This is a genomic window from Pirellulales bacterium (assembly GCA_019636335.1).
GTDB lineage: Bacteria > Planctomycetota > Planctomycetia > Pirellulales > JAEUIK01 > JAHBXR01.
This window is the reverse complement of sequence record JAHBXR010000004.1, coordinates 290,543-317,250: the sequence shown is the minus strand read 5'-3', so window position 1 is coordinate 317,250 and position 26,708 is coordinate 290,543. Positions and strand designations below refer to the sequence as shown.

At 64.0% G+C, this 26,708-nt stretch carries 19 protein-coding genes; 10 read left to right on the top strand and 9 right to left on the bottom strand.

The features are described 5' to 3' along the window. The first annotated feature begins 42 nt into the window (after window positions 1-42). The 4 genes from KF708_06565 (at window position 43) to KF708_06550 (ending at window position 3,062) form a co-directional block, all read left to right on the top strand. Window positions 43-423 (top strand): response regulator, encoded by a 381-nt coding sequence (locus KF708_06565; protein MBX3412365.1) that lies wholly within the window; start codon window positions 43-45, stop codon window positions 421-423. A 133-nt stretch (window positions 424-556) separates the two neighbouring features. Then, window positions 557-1,033: a chemotaxis protein CheX gene (locus KF708_06560; GenBank protein MBX3412364.1), complete on the top strand. Its 477-nt coding sequence runs from the start codon at window positions 557-559 to the stop codon at window positions 1,031-1,033. A 58-nt stretch (window positions 1,034-1,091) separates the two neighbouring features. Beyond that, window positions 1,092-1,799: a hypothetical protein gene (locus KF708_06555; GenBank protein MBX3412363.1), complete on the top strand. Its 708-nt coding sequence runs from the start codon at window positions 1,092-1,094 to the stop codon at window positions 1,797-1,799. Window positions 1,800-2,060: 261 nt separating this feature from the next. Beyond that, window positions 2,061-3,062: a metallophosphoesterase gene (locus KF708_06550; GenBank protein ID MBX3412362.1), complete on the top strand. Its 1,002-nt coding sequence runs from the start codon at window positions 2,061-2,063 to the stop codon at window positions 3,060-3,062. Between the two features lie 192 nt (window positions 3,063-3,254). Here KF708_06550 and KF708_06545 read toward each other — a convergent pair whose 3' ends face one another. From KF708_06545 to KF708_06520, 6 genes are all read right to left on the bottom strand, one after another. Continuing rightward, window positions 3,255-5,135, bottom strand: coding sequence for an AAA family ATPase (locus KF708_06545; protein MBX3412361.1), 1,881 nt, complete (start codon window positions 5,133-5,135; stop codon window positions 3,255-3,257). Window positions 5,136-5,314: 179 nt separating this feature from the next. Continuing rightward, on the bottom strand, window positions 5,315-6,880 hold the full coding sequence (dacB, locus tag KF708_06540; protein ID MBX3412360.1) for a D-alanyl-D-alanine carboxypeptidase/D-alanyl-D-alanine-endopeptidase: 1,566 nt from the start codon (window positions 6,878-6,880) through the stop codon (window positions 5,315-5,317). 130 nt (window positions 6,881-7,010) lie between these two features. Beyond that, window positions 7,011-7,406 (bottom strand): energy transducer TonB, encoded by a 396-nt coding sequence (locus tag KF708_06535; protein ID MBX3412359.1) that lies wholly within the window; start codon window positions 7,404-7,406, stop codon window positions 7,011-7,013. Between the two features lie 303 nt (window positions 7,407-7,709). Further along, entirely contained in the window at window positions 7,710-10,130 is a 2,421-nt protein-coding gene (locus tag KF708_06530; GenBank protein MBX3412358.1) for a TonB-dependent receptor, read from the bottom strand. Window positions 10,131-10,631: 501 nt separating this feature from the next. After that, entirely contained in the window at window positions 10,632-11,417 is a 786-nt protein-coding gene (locus KF708_06525; protein ID MBX3412357.1) for an SDR family NAD(P)-dependent oxidoreductase, read from the bottom strand. Window positions 11,418-11,442: 25 nt separating this feature from the next. Next, window positions 11,443-12,666 (bottom strand): Nramp family divalent metal transporter, encoded by a 1,224-nt coding sequence (locus tag KF708_06520; protein MBX3412356.1) that lies wholly within the window; start codon window positions 12,664-12,666, stop codon window positions 11,443-11,445. Window positions 12,667-12,973: 307 nt separating this feature from the next. Here KF708_06520 and KF708_06515 point away from each other — a divergent pair, with 307 nt between their 5' ends. Next, window positions 12,974-13,492 carry a type II secretion system protein gene (locus KF708_06515; protein ID MBX3412355.1) on the top strand — a complete coding sequence of 173 codons (519 nt, stop codon included), beginning with the start codon at window positions 12,974-12,976 and terminating at the stop codon, window positions 13,490-13,492. Window positions 13,493-13,522: 30 nt separating this feature from the next. On the opposite strand, the gene KF708_06510 is transcribed toward KF708_06515, so the two are convergent. Next, entirely contained in the window at window positions 13,523-14,473 is a 951-nt protein-coding gene (locus tag KF708_06510; protein ID MBX3412354.1) for an SMP-30/gluconolactonase/LRE family protein, read from the bottom strand. 188 nt (window positions 14,474-14,661) lie between these two features. Here KF708_06510 and KF708_06505 point away from each other — a divergent pair, with 188 nt between their 5' ends. Together KF708_06505 and KF708_06500 are read left to right on the top strand one after the other, a co-directional pair. Then, window positions 14,662-18,153 carry a DUF748 domain-containing protein gene (locus KF708_06505; GenBank protein MBX3412353.1) on the top strand — a complete coding sequence of 1,164 codons (3,492 nt, stop codon included), beginning with the start codon at window positions 14,662-14,664 and terminating at the stop codon, window positions 18,151-18,153. A 392-nt stretch (window positions 18,154-18,545) separates the two neighbouring features. Beyond that, the gene (locus tag KF708_06500; protein MBX3412352.1) at window positions 18,546-19,838 is read left to right on the top strand and encodes a prolipoprotein diacylglyceryl transferase; all 1,293 of its coding nucleotides are present in this window, start codon (window positions 18,546-18,548) and stop codon (window positions 19,836-19,838) included. 28 nt (window positions 19,839-19,866) lie between these two features. On the opposite strand, the gene KF708_06495 is transcribed toward KF708_06500, so the two are convergent. Both KF708_06495 and KF708_06490 read right to left on the bottom strand, forming a co-directional pair. After that, on the bottom strand, window positions 19,867-20,811 hold the full coding sequence (locus KF708_06495; GenBank protein MBX3412351.1) for a ribose-phosphate pyrophosphokinase: 945 nt from the start codon (window positions 20,809-20,811) through the stop codon (window positions 19,867-19,869). Window positions 20,812-20,952: 141 nt separating this feature from the next. Beyond that, a complete protein-coding gene (locus KF708_06490; GenBank protein MBX3412350.1) occupies window positions 20,953-21,693 on the bottom strand; it encodes an NTP transferase domain-containing protein in 741 nt (246 codons plus the stop codon). 525 nt (window positions 21,694-22,218) lie between these two features. On the opposite strand from KF708_06490, the gene KF708_06485 reads away from it, so the two are divergent. The 3 genes from KF708_06485 (at window position 22,219) to KF708_06475 (ending at window position 26,688) form a co-directional block, all read left to right on the top strand. Beyond that, complete coding sequence (locus tag KF708_06485) at window positions 22,219-23,115, top strand: ABC transporter ATP-binding protein (protein ID MBX3412349.1); 897 nt, start codon at window positions 22,219-22,221, stop codon at window positions 23,113-23,115. Between the two features lie 61 nt (window positions 23,116-23,176). After that, entirely contained in the window at window positions 23,177-25,015 is a 1,839-nt protein-coding gene (locus tag KF708_06480; GenBank protein ID MBX3412348.1) for an ABC transporter permease, read from the top strand. Further along, window positions 25,012-26,688: a hypothetical protein gene (locus KF708_06475; GenBank protein ID MBX3412347.1), complete on the top strand. Its 1,677-nt coding sequence runs from the start codon at window positions 25,012-25,014 to the stop codon at window positions 26,686-26,688. The genes KF708_06480 and KF708_06475 overlap by 4 nt, the downstream gene beginning before the upstream one ends. Window positions 26,689-26,708: the final 20 nt, after the last annotated feature.

Here is a 26,708-nt window from a genome sequence, read left to right as displayed (position 1 = left end):
TTTGAACTCAACTTGTAGTAGTAGACGCGGAGCAATCCCACTATGACCAAAACCCTGCTTATTACGGACGATGCCCTGCTCATGCGTGTCATCATTCGTGACGTGGCCACCCAGAACGGTTGGCACGTCGTCGGCGAGGCCAGCAACGGCCAACAAGCCATCGAGGAATACCAGCGCACGAAGCCGTCGGCGGTAACGCTCGATCTGGTCATGCCGGGCTTCGATGGCCTGCACGCCTTGCGCGGCATCCGGCGGCATGATCCCGCGGCGAAGATCATCGTCGTCAGCGCGCTGAATCAGCAAAACGTGCTCGAGCAGGCCGTGGCCGAAGGAGCAGCGGACTTTGTCTGCAAGCCCTTCGACCGCGACAACCTGGCCGACGCCCTGGAGCGTCTGCCCGTGGAAACCGTAGCGGCGGAGTAAACCAAGACGAGCGCGATACCGACGGTCGGCACGACGGTCGAGAAACGCCATCCGAAGACGAGCAAGCAGCGATAGCGCCACGAGCGCACACCGGCGAAACTACAGCACAACAGCGTTGAGTTCGAGTCACCACATGAAAGCCGAATGGATCAATCCGTTCATCTCCGCCACCGTCTCCGTGTTTTCGAAGATGCTGCACTGTGAGATTACCCGCACCACTCCTGCCATGCGCGACGGATGCCAGCCCCTGCACGAGGTCAGCGGCATCATGGGCTTGCAGGGCAATGTCTGCGGCACCGTGGTCGTCAGCCTGAGCCGCGAGGCGGCGCTGGCGGCCACTGCCTCGATGATGGGGAGCCGGCCGACGAGCATCGATGCCGATGTGATCGACGTCGTCGGCGAGATCACCAACATGGTGGCCGGCGCCGCCAAGGCGCAGCTCGAAGAACTCTCGATGCGGATCGGCCTGCCGACGGTCATCACGGGCAAGAGCCATATCCTCAACTTTCCGCGCGGCGTGACCGTGATTAGTGTTCCGTTCGAATCGCCCTGGGGTGCTCTGAGCGTGGATGTAGGACTCAAAGAAACCGGCGTGGCAGTAACGGCCTAACAAGGCCGGATTGTCGCCGCACGTATCGCAACCTTGTCCGGTCAGGGCCACGTGCCTTATGTCCGTGATCGTTTACACCTGCTGTATCGCACTGGCCAATCTGGGCCTGGGATTCTATTGGGGCTTTCGCCATCGCGAGACCCTGCTCCTGGCCGAGCTCGCGCTGGGTGAGGACATTGCACCCCCCCCCTCGAGTGATGCCACATGCCGCTCGACCGTGGACATCGACGCCGGTGAAGAGGCGCCGTTCGCGGAGACCGACTCCAGCCGAGATGAGCTCCCGGCCGCACCCGACGAGGAAAACGCACAGGCGAACCAAGCGGCGATCGCCAACGGGTGGTTGGATGCCCCGCAACGTCGTACCGGCGCAGCGTGGCAGGAGGTCCCCAAGCAATTTGGCGAAGAGCTGACCCGGATCGAACAGCACCTGCCCATGCTACGGGATGGCGTCGATCAGCGGACGCTACAACGCGTCATCGACGAACTGTCACGCGTTATCGAGCGCGAACTGTCTGCGTGGAATCAAGCCTGGGAAGCGCTGTCGCACAGTGCCGCCGCGCCCACCGCGGAACAGAGCATGCTCGAACAGGCGATTTCACAGGCGGAATCGACGCTGACGAATCTTCATCGTCTGACGACAGCCGACCACACCACCGAGGCCGTCGTCGAGCTGGAAAAAGAAGTCATCAAGCTGCGGCGCATTCCGACGCTGCCGGCGATGAAAGCGGCGCCCTCCCCGACGGGCGAACACTCCTTGACGAGTTGATGTGCCGCCGTGGTCGCTTTGCCACCAGAGACTATTTTACCGACAAATGCCTGGCCGATGTCCTGCGGACTACCGACGGCGACCTGGCATTCCAGCTCCCGCGCCGGATGCAGATTCCGTGCAGGCTGGGATAATATCGCATGAAGAACGCTCGAAAAAAACAACTCGCCTTGGCAGGGGACTCTTTTCAGGCCGCCGCGATCCGGATCATAATGACTCGCGGCCGGGGCGATGTCTAACGACTCAGCGAGGATTCGCAACATGCAGCGACGTGGCTTTTTGAAGGTGGCGGGTGCGGCGGGCTTGATGTCGACGCTGGGGGGTTTCCCCCTCGTCCTAAAAGCGCAGGCCGACGAGACGCCGGAGGCCACCGACCCGGCACTCGAGGTGCGCCGCGTCGAGAGCGACCGTTTCGTGCTCGAATTCCATCCCACCGAACCGCGGCCGCTGCGCATCCTGCAACTGACCGATACGCACTTCGGCAGCGTCGGTTACCAGGCCAAGGAGAACGACGCCCGCAGCTTCGAAGAATTGCGCCGGCTGGTGGCACAAGAGAAGATCGACTTTGTCGTCCACACGGGCGACTTCATCAACAACGATCAGGGGCTGAAGGTGAGCCTCGAAGCGATCGAGTTCATGGATTCGCTGGGAATTCCCTGGACGCACGCGCTGGGCAACCACGACCATGGCATGCGGACGACGAAAGAATTGCGCGCCCCGATGAAGAACGCTTCGGTGGGCGAGTTTCGCTCGGGCAACCGCGACGAGTACGCCTTCCGGTTCGATCTCGTAACACCCGCGAGCGACGCGCCCACGTGGTCGATCTATTGCTTCGATTCCGGCTTCCGCGAACCGAACCGCAAGGTCAGCCCAGCGCAGCTCGAGTGGTTCGCGGCGCAGATGAAACGCGACGCGGATGAAGGAATCACGGCGCCGGCGCTGGCGATGATCCATATCCCGGTGATCGAGTTTGAGAAGCTGCGGGCCGCCGAGTTGCAACAGGGCAACTACGGCGAACGCGTCTGCTTCGACAGCGATCGGGGCGATACCTTTGCCACGCTCGATAAGAACGACCGCGTTCGTGCCGTGTTCAGCGGCCACGATCACGAGAACGACTACAGCGGCAAGTGGGAAGGGGTCGAGCTGGTCTACGGCCGCGTCAGCGGCTGGAGCGGTTATGGCGACCTGCCCCGCGGCGGACGACTGATCGAGGTGGATCCGGCCAAACAGACTTACTCGCACCGGATCGTGCTGCCGGCATGATGCAGAACCCGTACGCCGCACCGACACAACTTTCACGGCCCGCGGCAGATGGAACTCGCCCACGATACGAGATTCAGCTCGCGGATTGCTTTCCTGCCGCCAATCCGCTGGATTCGTCTTGGTCGCAATCCGCTTGTAAGACAGCTCGCCGAGCGTGCGGAAGCGGCACGTGGTGCGACATCATAAGTGCGTTCACATGTCCTCTTCCCACACCGTGTGATAACTCTCGGTGGTTTGGAAGTAGTCAAGCATGTTCGCGTAGAAGGGATGATGCCCCAGCGTGGCGCTGTCGCCGATGACGATCAGCTTGCGGCGGGCGCGTGTCAGGGCGACATTCATCCGCCGCGTATCGCCGAGAAAGCCGATCTCGCCTTCGCGATTCGAACGCACCAGCGAGATGATCACCGCTTCCTTCTCGCGCCCTTGAAAGCCATCGACGGTGTCGATCTCGAGCGCGCGATGCTCGGCGTGCTGCCGCAGCCAGCGAACCTGGGCCGCGTAGGGAGCGATCACCGCGATTTCACGAGGCGAGAGCCCCGCCTCGATCAATTGCCGAGCCTTGGCGAGCACCAACCGCCCTTCGGACGGGTTGCGGCGGCTGAGACCATCGGGTTCGAGCTCCTCGTCGTAATCGGCGCCGGCCGTGTCGACGAAGGTTACCGGACACTCGGAAAGCGGGGTGGCGGCCACATGCGGCAGATCGGCCAGCACATGCCGGCGAACCGAGTCATCGGCCTCGAGCGTGCCACCATAGAACTGCTCGCTCGAGAACTGCATGATCTCTTCGTGCATGCGGTACTGCACGATCAACTGGCGCGTGATCGCCGTACGGTAGGTCTCGACCAGCCGTTGCATCATGCTGCGCGAATACCCTTCTTCGGCGGCAGGGATCGAACGCACCGTCGGCGGAAGCTGGCAGTGGTCTCCCGCCAGCAGCACGCGCTTGCCGCGCAAGAGAGGGATCCACGTGGCGGGCTCCGTACACTGACACGCCTCGTCCACGACCACCCAGTCGAACTCGCGGTCTCCCAGCACTTCCTCGTCGATCGTGTTCGTGGCGCAGATGACATCGGCCTCGGCGAGCACGTCGAAGATCGCCCGGCGCTCGAGCTGCCGCGCCTCGTGCTTGAGACGCTTCGCCTCTTGCCGCATTTCGTACTTTGAGCCGGGGACGGGCCGGGCCCGCGTATAGCGGTCGGCTTTTTCGAAAAGCTGCTCGGCGCGGCGCAACAGGTTGCGCGCCACGCGCATGTTGTCGTGTGCTTCGACCAGGCCGTCGAGCGTGTGGTTGCGCAAGGCTTCCTTTACCCGGGCCGGATGCCCCAGTCGTACGACGCGTTCTTCGGCCGCGACGAGCCGTTCGAGCAGGTTGTCGACCGCCGTGTTGCTCGGCGCGCAGGCCAGCACGCTTTCACCCCGGCTGATGGCCTGGCGAATAAAAGCGACGACCGACGTGGTTTTGCCTGTTCCCGGCGGACCGTGAATGATCGCCACGTCTTCGGCCGTCAGCGCGAACTGGATCGCCTCGCATTGCGAAGGATTCAAATGATCGACATCGACCAGCGGCGGCGGCTCGCCGCGAAACCGCGGGCGGCGGTTGTGCCCCCAGATCGGATCCAGGTCGCCGAGCAGGATCTGACGCAGCTCGAGTTGCCGCCCGCGCACTTCACTCGCCCGAGCCAACGCCGCGCGCTCGCGATTGCGCGTGACCTCGTCGGCCGAGAGATCGAGATCGAAGAGCTTGCCCGAGATCCAATGCTCGAACGCCACCTGAATCGAGTGCTGCGAGCGGGCGCTGACGACCCCGTTCTGGGCGGGTTCTTCGTCGTCGCCCACGGGGGTCACGACCACCGGCGACCCGATTCGCAGCCGGTTCCAAGGCAGATCACACGTGCGGTTGCGCTTGACGAAGGTGAAGAGGTGCCGGCCCGCCAGCCCTGTTTGATGGTCCTCGATCGCCAGATCGATCAGCGTTTCGCCACTTTGCTCGGCCGTTTTGCGCGTGCGCAGCTTGCGCCGTTCGGCCAGCTCATCGGCCTCGGCGGCCGACTCCCATTCGAGCCAGCGAAACATCCGATCGAAATAACTCTCCTGGGGAATGAGTCGACTCCCTCCACGCGATGACGGCGCCCCGACACTACGGCCCCACGGATGGCCGGCGAATTCGCTGACTTCCGCGACACGCCGCAGCTCGCATTCTAATGTTTACGACGACGACGCGAAGTCCGTCTCGCGCCGGGCTTCCACGCCGGCTAATACGATTCGTGGATCTTCTCGCACACGTTCCCCAGGGTGCGGCCGATCCTACCGGTGCCGTCGGCGTTGTCGAGCAACGCGTTATTGACGAAGAGCGCGAAGACGAGGCGACGGCCACTCGCCGCGGTCAGATACCCGGCCAAGGCTTTGCTCTGCAGCAGAAAGCCGCCGTCGAGATTGTTCCGCCAGTAGAGGGTTCCGGTCTTGGCCTGCGCTGTGCCTCGGGCGGGACTGTCGGCGGAGACGGCCTCGGCCAGAGTGCCGTCGACGCCCAGGATCGGTAGCGCCGCGAGATAGACGTCGAAGTCGTCGCGGGTGGCCATGTGCCGCAGCAGCGATACCGTGGCACGGGGCGTGATATAGTCGGCTCGAGCCCCGCCGGCGCCGCCCCCGAACGAGATCGTGTCGACGTCGACGCCCAGCTCATGAAGTACGCCGGCCTGGATGCGTAGGCCTTGTTCGAGCGTGCGCTTTCCGTGACGCGCGGCCAGGAGCAGTGGCAGCGTGCTCGCGTGCAGGTTGTGACTGACCTTCAGAATCAGCTTGGCTTCCTCGCTCAGCGGGGGAGAAGTGAGCAGGGCGACGCGCGGCAACTGGGCCGTCTGATCGCGATCGGGCAAGCGATCCCTGGCGTTGGCCGCCGCGAGACGTGCCTTGACGTTCACCCCCGCTCGTTCCAACGCCTCGATCAGTAAAATTCGCGCGAACGTGGCGGGATCGGTTACCTCGACGATCCGCACCACCGGTTTCGAGTCGGCCGGAATAGTGCCGCGCACCAGGATACGATTCGGCGCGGCAAAGAAGACATCGAGGTCGAGCTTGCCACCGGCCGCCACGGTTTGAGCCTGGGCGTCGACCGAGAAGGTGGCCGACTTCGGACGCCAGTCGACGAACGCCGGCTTGCCAACTTCGCCCGGCGACACGACGACGTCGATGACATTATCGTTCACCATGATCGGCGTCAGGCGCGAGGGCCCGCTGCCCGTGCTCTCGTCGAGATCGAACAGGCGATCGTCGATGAGGACGTCGCCGGCGATGTGATTGATGCCGGCGTCGGCGACCTGTTTGGCCAAGGCGTTCAAGCCGGCGAGCGGATCGGGCGCCGTCAGCTCGGTTTTCTTCGAGCTATTGGCATAGGTGTGATCGCCGTTGGTGAAGGCGATCTGATCCGACTCGACGCTGCGGCCTCCCAGGGTCGGGTCGCCGCTGGCGATGAGGATGAGATCTCCCTCCAGGCGGCCGTCGTTCGAGACTTCACCGCGCCGCACCAGCGGCGTTTCGAAGCGAAAATCCTTGCCGAACTGCGCCAGGGCCGCGGCCACCGAATAGAGCTTGGTCGTCGAGGCCGGCGCGAAAAGCTTGTCCGCTTGGTATTCGTACAGCACTTCACCCGATTCGAGATCGGCCACCAGCAATCCCCACTGCGCGGTGCGGAACTCCGGCTGCGCCACAATCGTCTGGAACTTTTCTGCCAACCCCTCGGCCGCGCTGGGCCGAACGCAGAACGAGGCTAGCAGCGCTCCCCAGATCAACAGCACGTAGTGGCGCGACGCGACGGACATGGCACGAACTCTCGCAGAGAATGACGCGTGGAGAGTGCCATTGTGTTAGAAAGAGCCACTCGCTGCAAACGGGCTTTCGCCGCGAGAAAAGTCCGCAAAGCAGACCCCCTCGCACGCGAGACCCCCGAGCTCAGTCGAGCACGAAGTTCACCGGCAGGCGACCGGCCCAACGAATCGGCTTGCCACCCTGGCGAACGGGGGCATAACGCCAGCCGCGGACGGCCTCGATGGCGGCCAGGTCGAGCATCTCGTGGCCGCTCGAAGAGAGCAATTCCACGCGCGAAACCGCCCCATGCTCCATCACTTCCAGCCGCAGCAGCACCGTGCCTTGCTTTCCCTCGCGCCGCGCTTGGCGCGGATACAACGGGGGCACGTTGTTTAGCAGTCGCGGCGGAAACGGATCGTCGACGATGATCGGCGGCTGCTGCCCTCGCGCCGGCAGGGGAAAACCCGCTGGCAGACTACCCTGCGGTGGAACGAGCGGGGGCGCTCCGTCGGAGGACGGTGGCGATCCATCGGCTGGCAAAGAGGGCGCCCCGGGAAACATGTGGGGTGCGGGAGCCAACCCCGGGGGCGGCCCCATGTCGGGCGAAGCGACGTGCGAGTCGCCGCGGGCGGGACCAGCAAGCATTCCGCCCATAATGATGGCCAAACCCAGCAGCGACGCTGAGAACCAGGCCAGATTCCGAGGATGAACGGGAAAGTGGATCACGATTTCAGTATGCCGCACTCGAGTGACGCCGTCGAGAGATCCTTCGACGAACCTGATTTCGCCGGCGCCGTCGTCGGATCGTCGCCGACGACGGCGCCCCGCAGCCCCCGCAAAGGACTAGTGCAGATACTCGTAGCCGAACACGGCGTTGATGCCCGGCCCGTCGACTCCCGAGCCCAGCACGCGATATGCCTTGTCGGTGATATTCTCCAGCGACATGCTCACGCGATGGTTGAGGCATTCCCCAAAGTTCTTGCCGACGCGCATGTTGAGCGTGGCGTAACCCGGAGTTCCACCGGCAATGAAGCGCGAATCGACATTGTTCTGCGCCGCGTATCGATCCTGGCGATCGACGAGCCAGGTGAAGATGTCGAACCAGTTGCGGTCGTACTCGTCGCGCCAGCGGAAACCGACGATGCCTTGCATCGGCGGGACGCGGCTCAGCGGTTCGCTGCGCGAGCGGTCGAGGCCGTACGTGTACCAGTAGTTGCCGTACAGGCTCCAGCCGTCTTCGAGCAGATACTCGCCGGCCAGTTCGGTGCCGTACATGTAGCAGTCGAAGTTCGCCCGGACGAAGTTCGAGCTGCCCGGCACGCGAACGCCGTTGACGATGACGTCGGGCACGGGGTTGCCGTTGGCATCAACCGCCTGTCGCAAGATCTGATTGCGCAGATCGGTCCAGAACTGGAAGACCTGCATCCGCAGACGGGGCGTATCGACCTTGAAGCCGATTTCGTAGTTGATCGGATGCTCCGGATCGACGTCGAGACTCGGCAGGTCCGTGCCATTCTGCAGCACGGTGTTGTCGGCCGTCAGGTCGTCGAGGTTCGGGGCACGGTAGCCTTCCGAGACGTTCCCCACGATGTTCAAGTTGTCGGTCGCCGAGTAGATCAAACCGGCGCTGGTAATCCAGTCGCGGTAGTTGCGTTTGAAGGGCACGCGGACGTTGTTCACGGTGGGCACCGCCTGGGCGTTGGCATTTTCGTAGCGCACGCCCGTCACCGCGTCGAGACGATCGACCAGCGGCACGCGCCAACTGAGGAACGTCCCCATGCGATCGTACGTGCTGCCGTCGGGGAACTGGGGCGTCGAAGGGACCGAAACGCCCGTTTGTGGGTTGATCTGATTGCGGAACGAATCGATGTGGTCGTAGTAGATGTCGCAGCCGTAGGTCAGCGAGCCGAAGCTTTCGAGATCCTTGGCGAAGACCAGGTCGTAGCCGAACGTATTCACGTCGAACTCGCCCTGATCGGTGCGCGTGGCACTGCGAATCTCGGTCACGGCCTCCTTGTTGCGCTGGTACGACACGGTCGATGACGCGGCATCGAAAAGCCCACTGTATGCCACGCCTTGCAGTCGCAGATAAGCCATATCGCGCTGCTGCGGGTTGAACCAGGTGGGGCGCGGCGTGTTTGCCGGTGGACCCAAGACGAAGGGCGGGAACCGGTCGCTGCGTGGCAGGTCGAGTTGCTCGAAGTGCTGCACGTCGGCCGTCAGCATCCAGTCGGAGCTGAGCAGGTAGTTATACTTCACGTCTCCCGCGTACTGGTGAAAGTTCGTGAAGGGCTGACGACCGAGCGAGCCGCCGCGGTCGAGATCGTTCACGTTCAGGTAGCTGCCACCGGCAAAGACGCCGCTGTTGCCGACCCAGCCTTCGATATTGCCGCGGCTGTACGACGACGTGTCGGCGGTGCCGAAATACTCGGTAAAGGTCGGAAAGCCATAGTTGCCGCGGAACGGCGAGGCGCTGCGCGACACGACGTTGATCACGCCGCCGATCGCGTCGGCCCCCCACACCACGCCCTCGGGGCCGCGCACGATCTCGACGCGGTCGACCATCCCGGGATCGATCAGGTTGAAATACTGATTCGGTCCGGCACGGTAGGTCGAGTTGTTGAGCCGCACGCCATCGACCAGCAGCAGCACTTGCTGGCCCGTCAGACCACGCAGGAAAGGGCTGGCCTGACCGCGGGCCGTTGCCTGCATCAGCACGCCCACTTCGTACTGCAGCGCGCGGAACATGTCCGATGCGTCGCGCTCGTTGAGCTGGCTGCGATCGATGATCGTGGCGAACGACGGATTATCGAAGAGCGACGTGCTGTCGCGCGTGGCACTATTCAGACCGGCGAAATCCTGCTCGCGCAGGCTAGGATAGCTGTAGGGAAGATCGAACGGGTTGCGGCCGATGTTCTGCGACATCGAAGTCAAATCGTTTTCCGTGCCGGCGCCGCTCAGCTCGGGGAGCAGATCGTCCGACGCACTTTCCGGCGCGGTGTCGGAGGGTTGATTCGGCGCGCCGCCACGTTGCGGCGGTCGTGGTTCGTTCGGTGCTGGCGCGGGGGCTTCTTCCTCCGGGCGAACTTCGACCGGAGGCAAAGGGATCTCGGGCACGGGCTCTTGTAGCCGCGCGACGGGCCGGGCCTTGGTCCGCGAGCGGCTCGACTTCTCGCGACTCTCCTCGCTTTCTGCTGCTACTGGCGTTGCTAGCGCTGTGAGCAGAGCTAGCACGATGGCAAGTGGTGTTGTGCGGCGACGCATGGAAGATTCCCTCCCCGAGACAGACATTGTTCGTGTCGTTTTTGTGGACACGGGGTCAATTCATTCGACATGCAGCCCGTTGTCCCGTCTCGGATTGCGACGTAAACGAGCGTCCGCTGCACGATGCTGTTGGCACCTATCGGCGGGGCTTCTTGCGCGGCACAGCCATTGTCCGCAGCGCGCCAGAGACTTCGCGCCTCACGCAGGTTGCCACGGTTGCGCGGATCGCCGGAAAGAAGTCCGTTGGGAAACAGCGTGGGGCTTGGAGCGTCGATAGGCGCGACAGCAGAATGCCCGATTGTCGTCCAGCGCAACTGCTAGCATGTCGCTCGGAACGCAGTTGCGCCGCGCGATACGTCAAAACGTATACGGCGCGGGTACAAATTTTTTTGCGACGTGTGGTGCAAAGGTACGCCAAGGAGCGGTAAAACCGTCGCCCGATCGAGAATGGGCGCGACCGGCCAGTAGCCCTGTCCACGCGTTCGCGGACGCGACGTTGGGCTAGCGCGATTGTTCCTCCGCGAAGGCATTCCGCTGGCGGGTCAGACGAGCAAACAGGCGATCGTAGATGGCCAGGGGTAGCAGATTGGTCGACTTGAACAAAACCTTGATCTGCCAGGGAAACGCGAACACGCGCCGCCGCCGGAGAATCGCGCGATGAATCCGCCGTGCCGCATCCTCGGGCTCCAGCAGGAAGGGCATCTGGAAATCGTTCTGGTCGGTCATCTCGGTTCGCACGAAGCCAGGCTCGATCGTCGTGACCGAGACGCGTTGATCCAGCAGCTCGATGCGGAGACTCTCGAGCAGATTGGTCATGGCCGCCTTGCTCGACGAGTAAGCGCCACTGCCGGGGATGCCGCGCCAACCTGCGGGGCTGCTGACGCCCACGATCTGGCCCCCGCCGCGCCGTAACATGCCTGGCAGGGTGGCTTCGACGCAGTAGACCAGGCCCATGAAGTTTGTGGCCAAGGCGACCTCAAAGTCGGACGAGCGAAAGTTCCTGACCGGCGTGGGTCGTCCCATGCCGGCGTTCGCGATCAGGCGATCGACGGGGCCTAGCTCGTCTTCGCAGCGCTGCACGGCGAGTTGTACCGAGCTGAAGTCGGCGACGTCGCACTCGATCGGCAAGGCCCGCCCCCCGGCCGCGCGAATCGTCTCGGCGACTTCATCGAGCAGGTGGACGCGCCGCGCCACCAAGGCCACGGCATGACCGTCGGCGGCCAGTAGCGGAGCGAGTGCGCGGCCGATCCCCGAGGAGGCCCCCGTCAGAAAAGTCACCGGCTGCATGGCGTTCTCGGTCGATCCAGAGGGGTCAGGCGGTCAGTTGTTCGAGCAATTCGACGATTCCAACGTATGCAAAGAAGGCGAGCGTGGCCACGAGCAGGGCATTGATGAACCAGCCATTCTTGAACTCGCGACCGACCCAGTCGCCGCGGTTGTTCAGCAACAGCAGCGTCAGCGCGACCAGCGGGATAAAGAGCCCGCCGAGCACCGCGTACACATATTGCACCATCTTCACCGAAAGGCCCAACGAGAAGAGGGGAACGATCGCCATCGCGACCAACCACAGGCGATAGTCGCGCGTCTGGGCAAGATCGAGCCGCGCGCGGGTCGCGGCGTCATCTCCCCGCGCCAGCGAACGCCAGTCGGCGAACAGGTACGGCGCGCTCTGCCACACGCCGAGCAGACTGGTAAAGACGGCCCCCCAGAAACCGAACAGGAAGATCCATCGTCCGGCCGGCCCCAGCACCAGCTCGAGTTGTTCGGCCAGTCGCGTGGCTAATTCGGCAAAGCCGTCTCCTTCCTCCATTTGGATGCGCGAGCCGATAACAATCATGGCCACGCCGAAGAACGCGGTCAGCAAGTAACCAGCGGCCAGGTCGATTCGCGAGGTGCGCAGCCCTTGCTGTCCGTGGCGCCCGATCTCGGCAATCCAGTAGCCGTACGACAGCAGCGTCACCGTGCCTCCCACGCCTCCGAGCACAGCCAGTAGATGGTGGCGTCCCGCCGTGGGCATGGAGGGAACGAAGAGCCCCTCGGCGACGGCCGACCAATCGGGTCGACAGAAGAGCGCCGTCAACAAGACGGAAACGAACATCACTCCCACCAGCGCCGACATCGCGCGCTCGAAGCTCTTGAAGCCGCCGAACCAGACCAGCGCCAGACCCACGAGCGAATGGGCGACGCCCCAGACGACCTTCGAGGTTTGTGCGTCGCCGACGGGCAGGATCGCGGCTCCGGCGATGCCACAGCCATTGACCAAGGCCGACCCGACGCTGAGGCACCAAATCACGAAGTAGGCTAGGAAGCACCATCGCACCCAGGCGCCCAGGCGGTCGTTCCAGCCTTCGAGCAGGGTCGTGCCCGTGGCCATCTGCCACCGCGCGATCCCTTCGGCGGCCGACCACTTCATGACGGCGCCCAGCACCGCCCCCCAGAGCACGCCGACACCGACCGTCGAGCCAACGATGCTATTTGTGATGAGATCGCCCGCTCCGACCCCCGTGGCGGCCACGAGCAATCCGGGGGCAAACATCTGGACCCACGAATTACCTCGCGTGTCCGCCTGGTGCGGTTCTGGCATATCGATTCAACGCGAGTCGGGAGTGGGAGTCTGATCGTGCCGGGCCCTGCGCGGCATAACGCGACAGAGCGGTATGTTCGATGCAATCGTTACGGATGGCTGGGGGGCTGTTGGCCGTTGCGCCGCCGTGACGTAGGTAACTAATAGAAGGCATCAGGCTGGCCACGTGCAACCGTGCGCATTGCCAGGCGGAAGATCGTCGCGTTCCTCCCCAGGTGCCCAGTTGGCGTCAAAGACTCGGAATCAGGCGATGCGACCGATGACATCCAGGCGGGCCCGCAATGGCCGACGTGCCGGCTTTACGATGATCGAAATGATGACGATCATCGTCATCCTCGGGGCATTGGCGTCGGTCGTGGTGCCGGTCTTCCAGGACTCGTCGGAAGACGCGAAAGACGCCACGCTGATGTACAACGTCAAGCACATCCGCTTGCAGATCGAGCGTTACCGCGCCGAACACAAGGGCAATCCGCCGGGCACCGACGGCTGGCATCCCTTTCTACATCTGCTCTTCTACACGAATGCCAACGGCGAGATCTCGCTCAGCCAGAATTCTCGCTATCCCTATGGACCGTATGTCACCGTCCAAGGGTTGACGAATCCCTTTAACGAAGGGATCGCTTTCCTGCCGTCGAACGATCCGGCGTCCGCCTCGCCGAACGAGGAGCTCGAGGCCGACGGTGCGATCGTCGGCTGGTTCTACGACGCCGCCACGGGCCGGATCGCGCCCAATGTCGAAGGCACCACCAGCAACGGCACGCCGCGCGTGCAGCTCTGATCCTTGACGCTTACGACGGCGTTAGGTGCTTTACGTGGTCCAGCGCGGAAACGAAACCTGGCCCGGCGTCGGCACCCGCGTGGTGAACAGCGTCTTTCCGGCCGTGATGTACAGCGTGCGGCCATCGGGACCGCCAAAGGCGAGATTCGTCACGCGATCTTCGAGCACGGGAATCATCCCCAGCGGCATGCCCTCCGGCGAGATGACGTACACGCCCGGCGGAACCGCGGCCGTTTCGTGCGGGCCACGCGGCGCCATAATGCCGGCCGCGATATAGAGGTTGCCCTCGACGTCCAGTCGCATGCCGTCGCCACCACGACCGGGTGAGAAATCGAACACCTCGCGGCCCGGTCCCGGATTGCCCTGGGCGTCGAGATCGAAGGCCCAGATCTTTCGATGGCGACCGGGCAGCGGGCAACTGTCGACCACGTAGAGCAGCCGGCCGTCCTGCGTCACCGCCAGTCCGTTCGGACGATCGACTTCCTCATTTCCGAGAATGCGCGTCACCTCGCCGTCGAGATCGATGCGATAAACCCCTTCGACGTCGAGCTCCATGTCCGTGCGATCGCCGTAGCGCGGGTCGGTAAAGAAAATACGCCCTTCCGCATCGGTGCAGATATCGTTCGGCGAGTTGTAACGCTTGCCGTCGTAGGTCTCGGTCAGGACTTCGTAGGCGCTGGTCTGCAGATTCGTCCGCGTCACGCGCCGGCCACCTCCCGGTCCACGTTCCGATCCTTCGCAGTGCAGCAACCGTCCTTGCGGATCGAACCACTGGCCGTTCGTCCGTCCGCTGGGCTGGCGAAACACTGTGCGAACGCCATCGGGCGCCAGCTTGTAAATGCAATTGTTTTCGATGTCGGAAAAGTAGACGCTCCCATCCGCCCCAACGGCGGGACCTTCGGTAAAGGCGAGCGACGTAGCTTCGCCGAGCGACGCGCTCGCGAGGCCGGGGGGCAGCGGCAGTTCGTGAAACAAGGTCATGGTGGAACGGGTCACAGGGTGCGCAATGGTGTTGGGTCGACGGTCGTGCTAGCAACGTCACGCTAGCGATCGGGCGCACGCGCCGCAAGCGAAACGTGCGGCGCGAGCGATCTAGGCCCGGCGCGGCGACGTATCTACAATGCCGCCCCCGCTCGTCTCTCTTCGCCAGCAGTCAAGGATGGCTCGCGATGTCTACCGCCGATCGTACGCAATATCGTCGTCGCAAGTTGGTGCGCGACGTGGAGGACTCCTCGTCGTTCGAACAGCCGCCCAAGCGCGGGCGAAAGATCTTGCTGATCGTGGCCGGGTTGCTGGTCGCGGGGCTCTGGTTCGCTCCCTGGTTGATCGCCAAGTCGGGGCTGCTGCACTGGGCCGTGGCCCGCGCCGCCGACGGCTACAACCTCGACGTGCGGTTCGGCTCCGCGTCGCTCGGCTGGATATCGGGCATCGAGCTCGAGAACCTCAAGGTGAGCGACCGCCAGGGGACACCGCTGCTGCAAGTCGCGGCGGTCGACGTCGATCGCGCACTGTGGCGACTGGCCCTCAGCCAGAGCGATCTCGGCACGGTACGCATCGAACGCCCCCTGATGGAGGTCAAGCTCCGCGCCGATGGCAGCAACATCGAAGATCTGCTGAACAGCGTGGCTGGCGAGGACGCCACGCCGAGCGAGCCCTCGACCGAAGCGAGCTCGCCGCCGCCGGCCCTGCGTCTCGAGATTATCGACGGAACGATCCTCTTGCACGATGAGGTCGCCGCGCGGACCTGGAAGATCGCCCAATGGGGGCTCACGCTCGAGGCGCCCGACCCTGCCAGCGCACCGCTCAAGGCCAAGAGCTCGGCACTCGTCGAGGGGGACGTGCAGACGGGCCGCGTCCAAGCCGAGCTGTCGGTTCCCTGGTCCATCGTCGCCGGCACGCCGAACACCTCGCCTGCTGAAATCACGCTGCAGACAGAGAACCTGCCCGCCGCGATCAGCGATGCCCTGGCGCGCCGCTTCGCACCGGGGACGCGCACCTCGGGCACGATCAATGTGGCCCTGCAGACCAGCTACGCACCAGCCGACGACAAGAGCGCCGCGCGGACCTCGGTGCGCGGCCGCATGGTGGCCGATCAACTGGCGCTGGCCACCCCCGCCTTGGGCCACGACCGACTGCAGCTTGCTCGGCTCGAGGTTCCCTGCCAGCTCGACTGGAACGGCGATCAACTCCGTGTCGATCAACTGGCCGCCGCGTGCGATCTGGGACAAGCATCGTTTCAGGGTACGGTCGATACGGCGCGTGGGCTGATGGCCAGTCTGACCAGCCAGCCCTACTCGGTCGACGCGCAGGTCGATCTCGCACGGCTGGCCAAGGCCTTGCCCGAAACGGTGCGATTGCGGCAAGACACGCAGATCTCCTCGGGTGTCGTGCAGTTGCAGTTGCAAAGCACGCCGGGCGCCGAGGGGCTCACCTGGAATGGCCATCTCGTGACGACGAACGTCGTGGCAATGGCCCAAGGGCGGCAGATCACCTGGGACCAGCCGATCGAAGTGACGCTCGCCGCGCACGAAACGCCGCAAGGCTTCGTCGTCGACGATCTCTTCTGCCAGTCGGAGTTTCTCGAGCTGCAGGGTTCCGGCGCGTCGGATTTTGTCACGGCATCGGCTTCGTTCGATCTCGACAAGCTGGCGGCCGAAGCAGGCCGCTTCATCGATCTTTCGCAGGTCGATCTGGCCGGCGATGGTTGGGCCCACCTCACCTGGAAGCGCCGTCTCGATGGCCGCTTCGAGGCCGATTCGGAAGTACAGCTCGAGAAGTTTCGCCTGATCGCCACGAACTGGCATCCCTGGAGCGAGGAGAAACTGAATGTCGCGGTCACGGCCAGCGGCCTGCTGGTCGATGGATCGCCCAAGCAGCTCGATACCGCCCGGCTGACGGTGATCGGCGGACAGGACCAGCTCGAAGCGTGGCTGGCCTCGCCGGTCAAGGACGTAAGCGCCGCCAGCGCCTGGCCGTTGGAAATGCGCTTGAACGGCATCCTGGAAAACTGGGTGCCCCGTCTCGAGCCCTTCGTGGGTAGCTTGGCCGGTTGGGATCTTACCGGCGCCTGTCAGATGGCCGCACAGGGCGTCTACTCGAGCGATCGTATCTCGCTCACGCGCGGATGGATCGACGTGCGGCCCTTCCACGCCTGGGGAAGCGGCCTCTTCATCGACGAGCCGCAGATGCAGCTTCAGGCCACGGCCGACTACGACCAGAAGACCGGCGCCGTGCGCCTGACGAACACCACGCTCCATTCTCCGGCGATCGTGGCCGAGGCCAAGGACATCAGCGTGGCCATGCCGGCCGACGCCCCCATGCAGGCCACCGGTGCCTTGAACTGGCAGGGCGACCTCCATCGCCTGGCGCGTTGGACGCAAGATCCGGCGCTCCCCCCCACGACGCAATATTGGGGACGCGTGCAGGGACAGCTCAACTTCACGCACGATCCCCAGGCCCTGGCCGCGAATCTCGCCACGACCATCACCGATCTGGTGGCCGCCAGCCAGTCGGGCCAGACGGTGCGCGAGCCGAAGGTGGATCTCGCCTTGAACTGCACCTACGACCGCGAGGCCGATCAATTGAAGATCGGACGCGCCGCGCTCGCCTCGCAGGCACTCGGTTGCGATATGTCGGGCAGCCTGTCGAAGTTGTCGAGCGAGCGCTACCTCGATCTGGCCGGCAAGTTGAACTACGACTTCGCGCAACTGCGTCCCATGCTCGAGCCCTATCTGGGGGCCCAGGTACAGATCGCCGGACGCGAGACGCGTAACATCGCCCTGCAATGGGGGATGGGCTCGGCGGCGACTCCGGCCCCGAATGCCCCCCCCGAGAAGTCATCGCTCGAACGACTGCGGCTCGATACCTCGCTGGGCTGGTCGAGCCTGTCGGCCTATGGCTTCCAGGGCGGGAAAGGGCAGGCCACGATCCACATCGACAATGGCATGTTCGAAACCAACTGGATCGAGCTGCCCGTGAACGAAGGGCTCGTCCGCGTGGCGCCGCGCATTCGCTTGGCGCCCGATCCGCGCGAGTTGATCATTCCCGGCGGGCGGATCGTGCAGAACGTGCGCATCACGCCCGAGATGTGCAACAACGCGCTACAGTATGTCGCGCCGGTCCTGTCGGGCGTGACCACGGCGCAAGGCAAGTTTTCGATCGATCTCGAAACGTCGCGCGTGCCGCTGGCGGATTACAAGCAGAGCAGCGTCGAGGGCAAGTTCACGGTCCATACGGTCGAGATCGGTCCCGGGCCCCTGGTGCAAGAGTTGGCCGTGCTGCTGAATCGGCCCTCGGGCGCCAAGCTGAGCAAGGAGTCGGTCGTGCCGTTCAAGTTGGTCGACGGCCGCGTCTACCATCGCGATCTCGCGCTGGTCTTTCCCGACCTGACGATTCGCACCCAGGGCTCGGTGGGGCTCGACCGCACTCTGGCGCTCATGGCCGAGATGCCGGTGCCTCCCAAGTGGATCGGCAACAATCCCCTGGGGGACGCGATCAAGGGGCAGACGATTCGTCTGCCGATCGGGGGCACGCTCGATCAACCCAAGATCAACCAGCAGGCGCTAGCGCAGGCGAACGCGCAGTTCATCGGCAACGCCGCCGGCAGCGTGCTGAAGGGTGAATTGAACAAGCAACTCGACCGACTGCTCGGGCCGAAATAGACCGCTTTGCCTTGCGCGGGGTGCATTTCTCATTCGGCCGTGCGGCCAGATCGCGGTAGCACCGATCATTTTGCGGTGCGAGCGAACCACCAGAACGGTAACAAGTCGCAAAATGGTCGGTGTTGCGGAGCAACAAGAGGATGATCGTTGCGTTGCGCTCAGAAGTCTCGGCCGCGCACGATTCCTCTTGCCACTGCGCGGCACGGACGATTTTCCGACTCTAAGTTGCCCCAAGTGGCGGCCTGTACGCGGAAAATCATCCGTGCTACCCACCGAAATACGCTCGCTTTGAGAATTGAATTCCCGGACATCCTTACGTCAACGAGCGCATGCGACCCAGGGCGTAGGGTGCATTCCTCATTCGGCCCCATCCCCGTAGAATCCTGTTAGCCATGTTTACGACACTCTTTCATATTCCGCCCGAGGCCTTCGGCATTCCGCTGTTCGGCTTCGGATTGTTCTTCTACGTCTGGCTGGTCGCCTCGTTGGGTTTTCTGGGGTGGCTCGCGAGCAAGCAGGGCTTCACGGCCGATACGTTCGCCTATCTGCCGATCCTGCTGGGCATCGGGGCGTTTATCGTCTACATCGTGCCGGCGATGTCGGATGCCGACGGACTGGCCATTCGCGGTTATGGCGCGGTGCTGGTGCTGGCCGTCGTGCTGGCCGTCTATCTCTCCGCGCGTCGCGCGCGGCAGATGGGGGTCGATCCCGAGCTGATCTACGGCGCCTCGTTCTGGCTTTTCGTCTGCGGCATCATCGGCGCGCGGCTCTTCTACGTGATCCAATACCGCGATCAATTCCGCGGCGTCGATTTCCGCGACACGCTGTTCCAACTGATCAACGTCTCGCAGGGAGGGTTGGTCGTGTACGGGTCGCTCATCGGTGGCGGCGCGGCGCTAGCCTGGTTCATCTGGCGACACAAACTGCCCCCCCTGGCGACTGTCGATCTCTTCACCCCCTCGGTCATCCTGGGCATGGGTATCGGCCGGCTGGGATGCTTCTTGAATGGCTGCTGTTTCGGTGGGCCGAGCGATCTCCCCTGGGCCGTCTGCTTTCCTCAGGGTAGCCCCCCTTACATGCGCCAACTGCAAGAAGGCGAGCTCTACCTGCACGGGCTGAAGTTCCAGGAGCCGATCAGCGCCCCGCCGGTGATCGCCGCTGTCGAACCCGACTCGCTGGCCGCCCGCGCCGGACTGCACGCGGGACAACAAATCGACGCCATCAACGGCAAGCCCGTCGACAACGTGCGCGACGCCGAGATCGTCCTGCTCGACGTCGACAAGCCGGGCGAAACGCTCGACATTTCGATCGTCGGCGAATCGAAGATCCACGAATGGAGCATCGCCGATCGTGGCTGGAGCATGCCGGTGCAGCCGACGCAGATCTACAGCGCCATCGATGCGCTGCTGCTGGCCTTTTTTCTGACGGTGTACTATCCGTTCCGCCGTCGCGATGGTGAGTTGCTGGCGCTGGCCCTGACCTGCCACGGCATCACGCGCTTTCTGCTCGAGGTGATCCGCACCGACGAGAGCGCCATCGGGGGGACGGGGCTCACCATTTCACAGAACATCAGCCTGGGCGTGCTCGTCGGCGCGGCGGGGCTGTGGTTCTACATCTCGCAGCAACCCAAGGGCTCGGTCCTGCCGGAGCGGGCCTGGTTGTTCGCGCGGTATCGCGCGAGTTGAATGACCTCAGCGGCGCCGGCGCAATCGGTTACGAGAACAGCCGGCTCACCGATTCGTTGCGGTGGATGCGCTTGATGGCCTCGCCCAGCAGTGGCGCCACGCTGAGGATCTTGATCTTCCCGATCGCCTTCTCCGCCGGCAGCGGCAGCGTGTTCGTAATGACCACGCTTTCGACCGGGGCATTCTCGAGATTCTGAATGGCCGGCCCACACAGCACGCCGTGCGTCGCCGCGACGTGAACTTCCCGGGCGCCGGCCTCCATCACGGCGCGGGCGGCGCCGCAGATCGAGCCCGCCGTACTGATCATATCGTCGAACATCAGCGCGACCTTCCCTTCGACCGAGCCGCCGATGATGTTCTCTTGCCTCGTGTCAGTGGCGCTCGAACGGCGCTTGTCGACGATCGCCAGACGGCCTCCCAATCGCTTGGCATGTCCGAGCGCGCGCTTGATGCTCCCTTCGTCCGGGCTCACCACGATCATGTCGTCGGGCTTGAGCCGCATGGCCAGGAAGTGATCGTTCAATACCGGCGCGGCGTACAAGTGATCGACCGGCACGTCGAAGAAGCCCTGAATCTGCGCCGCGTGCAGGTCCATCGTCAGCACGCGATCGGCCCCGGCCCGGGTAATGATATTCGCCACGAGCTTGGCCGTGATCGGCACGCGCCCCGCGTCCTTGCGGTCCTGCCGGGCGTAGCCGTAGTAGGGCATCACCGCGGTGACGCGCTCGGCGCTGGCCCGTTTGCAGCTCTCGATCATGATCAAGAGCTCCATCAGGTTCTCGTTGACCGGCGGGCAGGTGGGCTGCACGAGATAGACGTCGCGGCCCCGCACGTCTTCGTCGATCTTGCAGGAGATCTCGCCGTCGGGAAAATTGCCGATCGAGATCGCTCCCAGCGGTAGACCCAGATAGTCGCAAATCTGGCGCGTGAGATCGGCGTTGGCTCGACCGCTGAAGATCTTCAAGTCGTTCATGTTTGGTTCACGCGGTGACGCAGAGTCACGGAGAGAAAGGAATGTAGTTCGAAGGTGTCATGTTTCGTGCGGCGCTGCCGGCTTGTCCAGCAGTGCCACACACTCGCTCGATGCTGGTGGGGCCAACGATCGCAGGTAAATCTATTTCTGCTCGCGAAGCGCCGCCTCGACGACCGCTAGCTCGTCGGGCGTATTGATGCTCAGCGATTCGACCGGTTTCAACACGTCGAGCGCCCGCACCTCTTTGCCCGCGGCCAGCAGGAGGCCGGGGCAGTCGGTCAGGTAATACTCTCCCTGGGCGTTTTGTGGCTTCAGTTGATCGAGTGCTCCAAACAGTTCGCGGCCGTCGAACACGTAGCAACTCAGGTTCACCTCGGTGATGGCCCGTTCCGCCTCGCTGGCGTCTCGCTCCTCGACGATGCGGAGAAACTGGCGCCGCTCGTCCCGCACGATCCGCCCCAGCCCACGCGGGTCCGACTTGTAGCCGGTGCCCAAGATGCAGGCGGGATGTCCATGTTCGTATTCCGCCATGAGCCGCGCGACGCTGTCGCGCTGCAGCATGGGTGAGTCGCCCGCCACGACCAGCACGGGACCCTGGTGCTGGGCCAATGCCTCGCGCGACATCATCACGGCGTGTCCGGTGCCGAGCTGCTCGCGCTGTTCGGCGAATTCGACCCCCGGCTCGTTTTGCAGCTCTTGCCGGACCAGTTCTCCCCGGTAACCGACGATGACCACGATCCGCTCGATGCCGCCGGCGCGAAGCGCGTCGACGACGTAGCGGACCATCGGCCGCCCGAGGACCGGAATCAGCACCTTGGGCAGCTCGGACTTCATCCGAGTCCCTTTGCCCGCGGCCATAACGACCGCGACCTGTCTGGCCATCGCCGCCTCCTTGCTTGCGCCTGCTCGTCCGAGTCGTGGGAAAGGGCCATCTTGCCATGAACTGTAACGGGCTTCCAGTGTGGGCCGCCGCGAGGTGCCCTCATTACCAGGGCACATCTGTCGCCAATGCGGGCTTTCATCCATCAAGAATGACGGATGCGATGGCTTCTGCACGCCGGGGTCGCTCGCCGGCTTGAAGACGCCCTAAAGTGCTAGTATCTTGGGGGTTTCGTTCGCGATGGAACTTCATGTGCAGGGGCACCCGCCAGTGATCTGCCGGGGGCTGGTTCTGCCGCGAACAGGCACCAGCGGGCGTGCGTAAACCTAGCGGTGAGGCACCGTTTCGTCGCGCCGCCGTCGGGCCACCTGAATATTGGGCGCCGGAACAGCGGTCGCGAGCGTCGCACGCCAGGCGGGTCATCGCCGGACGGGGGGCGTACCGCGACCACTCGTCGCGATCGAACGCCTTCGAATGATTCAAGGCAACGCGCGATCTTTTCTTCCTTTTCACAAGGCGGTTGTGCTATGCAGCCCGAGGTTGTTATCGAGACGCGAAACCTCTCGAAGGTTTATCGCGACTTCTGGGGGCGTCAAAAAGTTCGGGCGCTCAAGGCGCTCGATCTCGAAGTGCGACGGGGCGAGGTTTTCGGCCTGCTGGGGCCGAACGGCTCGGGCAAGACGACCACGATCAAGCTGCTCTTGGGCCTGCTCTTTCCCACCAGTGGCGACGCGCTCGTCTTCAACCAGCCCGCCTCCGACGTGAACAAGAACGAGCGGCTCGGTTACCTGCCCGAGGAATCGTACCTCTATCGTTTCTTGAATGCCGAAGAGACGCTCGATTTCTACGGCCGCTTGTTCAACATGAGCGCCGCGACGCGCCGCCAGCGCACGCAAGAGCTGATCAACATGGTCGGCCTGCAAGGCGCCAAGCGCCGGCCGCTCAAAGAGTATTCCAAAGGCATGACGCGCCGCATCGGTTTGGCGCAGGCCCTGATCAACGACCCGGAGCTCATTCTGCTCGACGAGCCGACGAGCGGCCTCGATCCGATCGGCACCCGGGAGATGAAGGATCTCATCATCCGGCTCAAAGAGCAGGGGAAGACGGTCGTCTTGTCGAGCCACTTGCTGGCCGACGTGCAGGACGTGTGCGACCGCATCGCTATTCTGCACCAGGGCGAGCTGAAGGAGTTGGGCCGCGTCGACGCGCTCTTGCAGGTTCGCGACGAGACCGAGATTCGCGTGGCTGGTCTGCCCGACGCGGCCTTGGACGAAATTCGCTCCGTCGTCGAGCGCCATCACGGCACGCTCGTGCGCATGGGCAATCCGACCACGACCCTGGAAGAACTGTTCCTGCAGATCGTGCGCGACAGCGAGGCCCGGCCGGGTCGTCGCGTCGTCGGCTCGCAGGCCTCGGACAACTGAGCCTGGCGTCCGACCCCCTGACGTTCCTCACCCCCAGCAATCTCCTTACCACGACGGTTTGATGGTTATCGAGACGGAATTGCCCCCGTTCTGGCAATGGCTTTTCGGCCAGGCTGCCACCGCCGACACCCCCGCCGTTACCGGGGCGCTGGTCGCGTGGTTGCAGGTAATTGGCATCCTGGCGGCGTTTCTGCTGGGTATCTCCTACCTGATCGCCGTCGTGCGGCACGGACCGGTCGCCGCCACGCAACTCTTCTTCCGGCGCTTGCGCGAGGGGCTGGTCGATCTCGTCAGCATGTCGCCGCGGCGCGTCATGGCGCTGGCCCAACTGGCCGTGCAAGAGGCCTTTCACCGCCGCGTGCTCGTGGCCTTCGTGGTGTTCATCACCATTTTGCTCTTCGCGGGCTGGTACCTCGACACGAACAGTCCCGAGCCGGCGCGCTTGTACCTCAGCTTCGTCCTCACGACGACGAGTTACCTCGTGCTGTTGCTCGCGCTCTTCTTGAGCGTCTTCAGCCTGCCGCAGGACATGACCCGCCGCACGATCTACACGATCGTCACGAAGCCGGTGCGGTCGAGCGAAATCGTGCTCGGGCGCATCCTCGGCTTCACGGCCGTGGGCACGCTGCTGTTGATCGCCACCGGCGCGGTGAGCTACGTGTTCGTCATCCGCGGACTCAATCACACGCACGAGCTGACCGACCGCGATTTGCGGCCCGATGACGCGGCCGGAGCCGAGTCGGGCGCCCTCGTCGGACGTACCCAGTCGGCGCTCGGGCACCGCCACGAAGTCCACGTCGCCGCCGATGGCAGCGGGCGAGCCGAAACCAGCCACGGTCACCATCACGAGATCACGGCCGAGAAAGCGAGCGACGGGCGCACGCGCTATACGGTGGGACCCCCCGAGGGCCTGTTCACCGCCCGTGTGCCGGAATACGGCAAGTTGCACTTCAAGGACCGTGCCGGCGCGCCGACCGGCCGGGGGATCAACGTCGGCAACGAATGGACCTACCGCAGCTACATCGAAGGGGGATCGCTCGCCGCCGCCATCTGGGAGTTCAACGACGTCGTGGCGAGCCGCTTCGGCGACGAGTTGCCGCTGGAGCTCAACCTGCGCGTCTTCCGCACCCACAAGGGGGATATCGAGCGCGGCATTCTCGGCAGCATCGTGCTCGTGAATCCCGACACGAATCTGCGCTCGGCCCCCATCAATTTTGTAGCCCGCGAGTACGCCACCGACCTGCAGCGCATCCCGCGCAAGGTGCGTGCCGAAGGGACCGGGGGAGAAGAGATCGATATCTTCGACGACCTGGCCTCGAACGGACGACTGATCGTCGAGATCAGTTGCTTGCAACGCGAGCAGTACTTCGGCGTCGCCCAGGCCGATGTTTATCTCCGCGCACTCGACGCGTCGTTCTTCACGAATTTCGTCAAAGGTTACGCGGGCATCTGGCTGCAGATGCTGCTCGTGACTTCTTTCGGCGTGGTGTACAGCACGTTCCTCAATGGCTCGGTGGCGATGATGGCCACCGCCGCGACCATGTTGGGGGGCTTCTTTTCCGACTTCATCTATCAATTGGCGACCGGGCAGATTCGCGGCGGCGGACCGGCCGAGTCGCTCTATCGCATTCTGACGCAGTCGAACGTGGTGGTCCCGATCGAACAGGGGCCGACCAAGGTCGTCATCGAGATGATCGACCGCTTGTTCCAGGTCATCCTGGCCCGCGTGTCGAGCGTGCTGCCCAACTTCGGCAGCTTCTCCGATATCGACTACGTGGCGTACGGCTACGACATTCCCAGCGAACTCCTGCTCGTCCACACGGTGACCGCGCTCGGCTTCGTCGTGCCGCTGGTGTTGATCGGGCACTTCTTCCTCAAGACGCGTGAGGTGGCGCGATGACCCTCCGCTTGTGGTTTCTCCGCAAGATCAAGTATCTGGTCGTCATTGTGGTGTTGCTGTTGCCCCTGGCCTGGCTCAGCCAGCCGGCGACCGTCGACTCGAGCGGCCAGCGCTCGCACCGCGGAGGCTACCTGGCTCAACTGCGCGACGAGCATCGCCTGAGCCAGGCCAACCTGGGCGAGATCGATCCGACGGGCGAAGCGATCAAGCTGGCCACGCTCGGTCTGCGCGGCGTGGCCGCGAACATCCTGTGGAGCAAGGCCAACCACTATAAGCTCACCGAGGATTGGACCAACTTTGCCGCCACGCTGCAGCAGATCTCGAAGCTGCAGCCCAACTACGTCGCCGTGTGGCGCTATCAGGCCTGGAATCTCTCGTACAACGTCTCGGTCGAGTGGGACGACTACCGCGATCGGTACTTCTGGGTCATTCGCGGCATCGACTACCTGAAGGATGGCATCCGCTACAACCAGGACGACACGCGACTGGTCTACGACGTCGGCTGGTTCGTCGCGCACAAGATCGGCCTGGCCGACGAGCGCAAGCAGTACCGCCGCTTGTTCCGCCAGGATGACGACTTCTTCCGCGAGGAAGACAAGATCCACGGCGAACGCACGCTGGCCGAGCGCGACAACTGGCTCGTCGGCAAGGAATGGTTTCTCGACGCGCAGCGGCTGGTCGCCGAGCGCAACGTGCCGATTCTCGGCGTGTCGCCGTTGGTGTTCTACTCGAAGGCGGCCAGCAGCCAGATGAGTTACGCGACCGCCATCGAGGAAGACGGCACCTTCGGCGATACGGCACGCATCGCCTGGGAACGTGGCGGCCGCGAATGGCGTCAGTTCGGCGACGTCGACTTGCCGACGCACGTCGGGCAAACGATCCGCCTGAACGATCTCGAACGCCTGCTGGCGCTGACGGGCAAGACGGCCGACGAATTGAACGCCCTGCAGCCCGGCCTGCGCGACCAGATTCATGAAGAGAAGTTGGCGGCCCTTACCGAGGCCGAACGCGCGGTGCTCGACGTGCCCGCCGAACAACGCAATTTCGAACAAGAGGAGCTCGCCGCCGTCGCCTCGCGCAAGATCGACGTGACGGTCGAGGAGATCGCCGAGCGCGTCGACGAGTCGAACCGCGCGAAGGCGGACGAGCTGGTGAAGAAGATCAACGAGCAGGCCCCGACCATGGGCCTGATCAGCTCGAACCGCCAGATCGTCAACTTCGAATACTGGCGCATGCGGTGCGAAGTCGAGAAGACCTCGGAGGCGATCCAGACCCGCGAGCTGATTCACCGCGCGCAACAAAAGGTGCGCGATACCGATTTCGAGGGCGCCCGCGCCGATTATGAGACTGCTTTCCGACACTGGAAAACCGTGCTCGACAAGTTCCCCGAGATGCGTTCCGACGGCGTGGTCGGCGAGGATATGTACCGCGTCATCGTCCGCTACCACGAGTTGCTCAAGCAGCTCGACGAGCCCTTCCCCAGGGATTTCATCCTGCAGGAGATCATCGAGGACCACGAACCCTCTTCGTATCGGGGTGAACCGGGGACGCATCCCGCGGACGAGGTCGAAGCGGCTCCGCAGGAGGAGGCGTCGGGCGCGACTTCGGCCGGCGATCCCTCGGAGCAGCCACCGGTGCCCGAAGAGGCGAGCGAGTCCGCGCCGCAGCCGTAACCACCGGCGGTTCGCGCGCG

Coding starts and splice junctions, on each gene's coding strand:
- KF708_06515 (MBX3412355.1), top strand. CDS start 12,974: ATGACATCCAGGCGGGCCCGCAATGGCCGACGTGCCGGCTTTACGATG.
- KF708_06525 (MBX3412357.1), bottom strand. CDS start 11,417: ATGCAGCCGGTGACTTTTCTGACGGGGGCCTCCTCGGGGATCGGCCGC.
- KF708_06485 (MBX3412349.1), top strand. CDS start 22,219: ATGCAGCCCGAGGTTGTTATCGAGACGCGAAACCTCTCGAAGGTTTAT.
- KF708_06565 (MBX3412365.1), top strand. CDS start 43: ATGACCAAAACCCTGCTTATTACGGACGATGCCCTGCTCATGCGTGTC.
- KF708_06480 (MBX3412348.1), top strand. CDS start 23,177: ATGGTTATCGAGACGGAATTGCCCCCGTTCTGGCAATGGCTTTTCGGC.
- KF708_06520 (MBX3412356.1), bottom strand. CDS start 12,666: ATGTTTGCCCCCGGATTGCTCGTGGCCGCCACGGGGGTCGGAGCGGGC.
- KF708_06495 (MBX3412351.1), bottom strand. CDS start 20,811: ATGAACGACTTGAAGATCTTCAGCGGTCGAGCCAACGCCGATCTCACG.
- KF708_06510 (MBX3412354.1), bottom strand. CDS start 14,473: ATGACCTTGTTTCACGAACTGCCGCTGCCCCCCGGCCTCGCGAGCGCG.
- dacB (MBX3412360.1), bottom strand. CDS start 6,880: ATGTCCGTCGCGTCGCGCCACTACGTGCTGTTGATCTGGGGAGCGCTG.
- KF708_06530 (MBX3412358.1), bottom strand. CDS start 10,130: ATGCGTCGCCGCACAACACCACTTGCCATCGTGCTAGCTCTGCTCACA.
- KF708_06545 (MBX3412361.1), bottom strand. CDS start 5,135: ATGTTTCGCTGGCTCGAATGGGAGTCGGCCGCCGAGGCCGATGAGCTG.
- KF708_06560 (MBX3412364.1), top strand. CDS start 557: ATGAAAGCCGAATGGATCAATCCGTTCATCTCCGCCACCGTCTCCGTG.
- KF708_06500 (MBX3412352.1), top strand. CDS start 18,546: ATGTTTACGACACTCTTTCATATTCCGCCCGAGGCCTTCGGCATTCCG.
- KF708_06475 (MBX3412347.1), top strand. CDS start 25,012: ATGACCCTCCGCTTGTGGTTTCTCCGCAAGATCAAGTATCTGGTCGTC.
- KF708_06505 (MBX3412353.1), top strand. CDS start 14,662: ATGTCTACCGCCGATCGTACGCAATATCGTCGTCGCAAGTTGGTGCGC.
- KF708_06555 (MBX3412363.1), top strand. CDS start 1,092: ATGTCCGTGATCGTTTACACCTGCTGTATCGCACTGGCCAATCTGGGC.
- KF708_06490 (MBX3412350.1), bottom strand. CDS start 21,693: ATGGCCAGACAGGTCGCGGTCGTTATGGCCGCGGGCAAAGGGACTCGG.
- KF708_06550 (MBX3412362.1), top strand. CDS start 2,061: ATGCAGCGACGTGGCTTTTTGAAGGTGGCGGGTGCGGCGGGCTTGATG.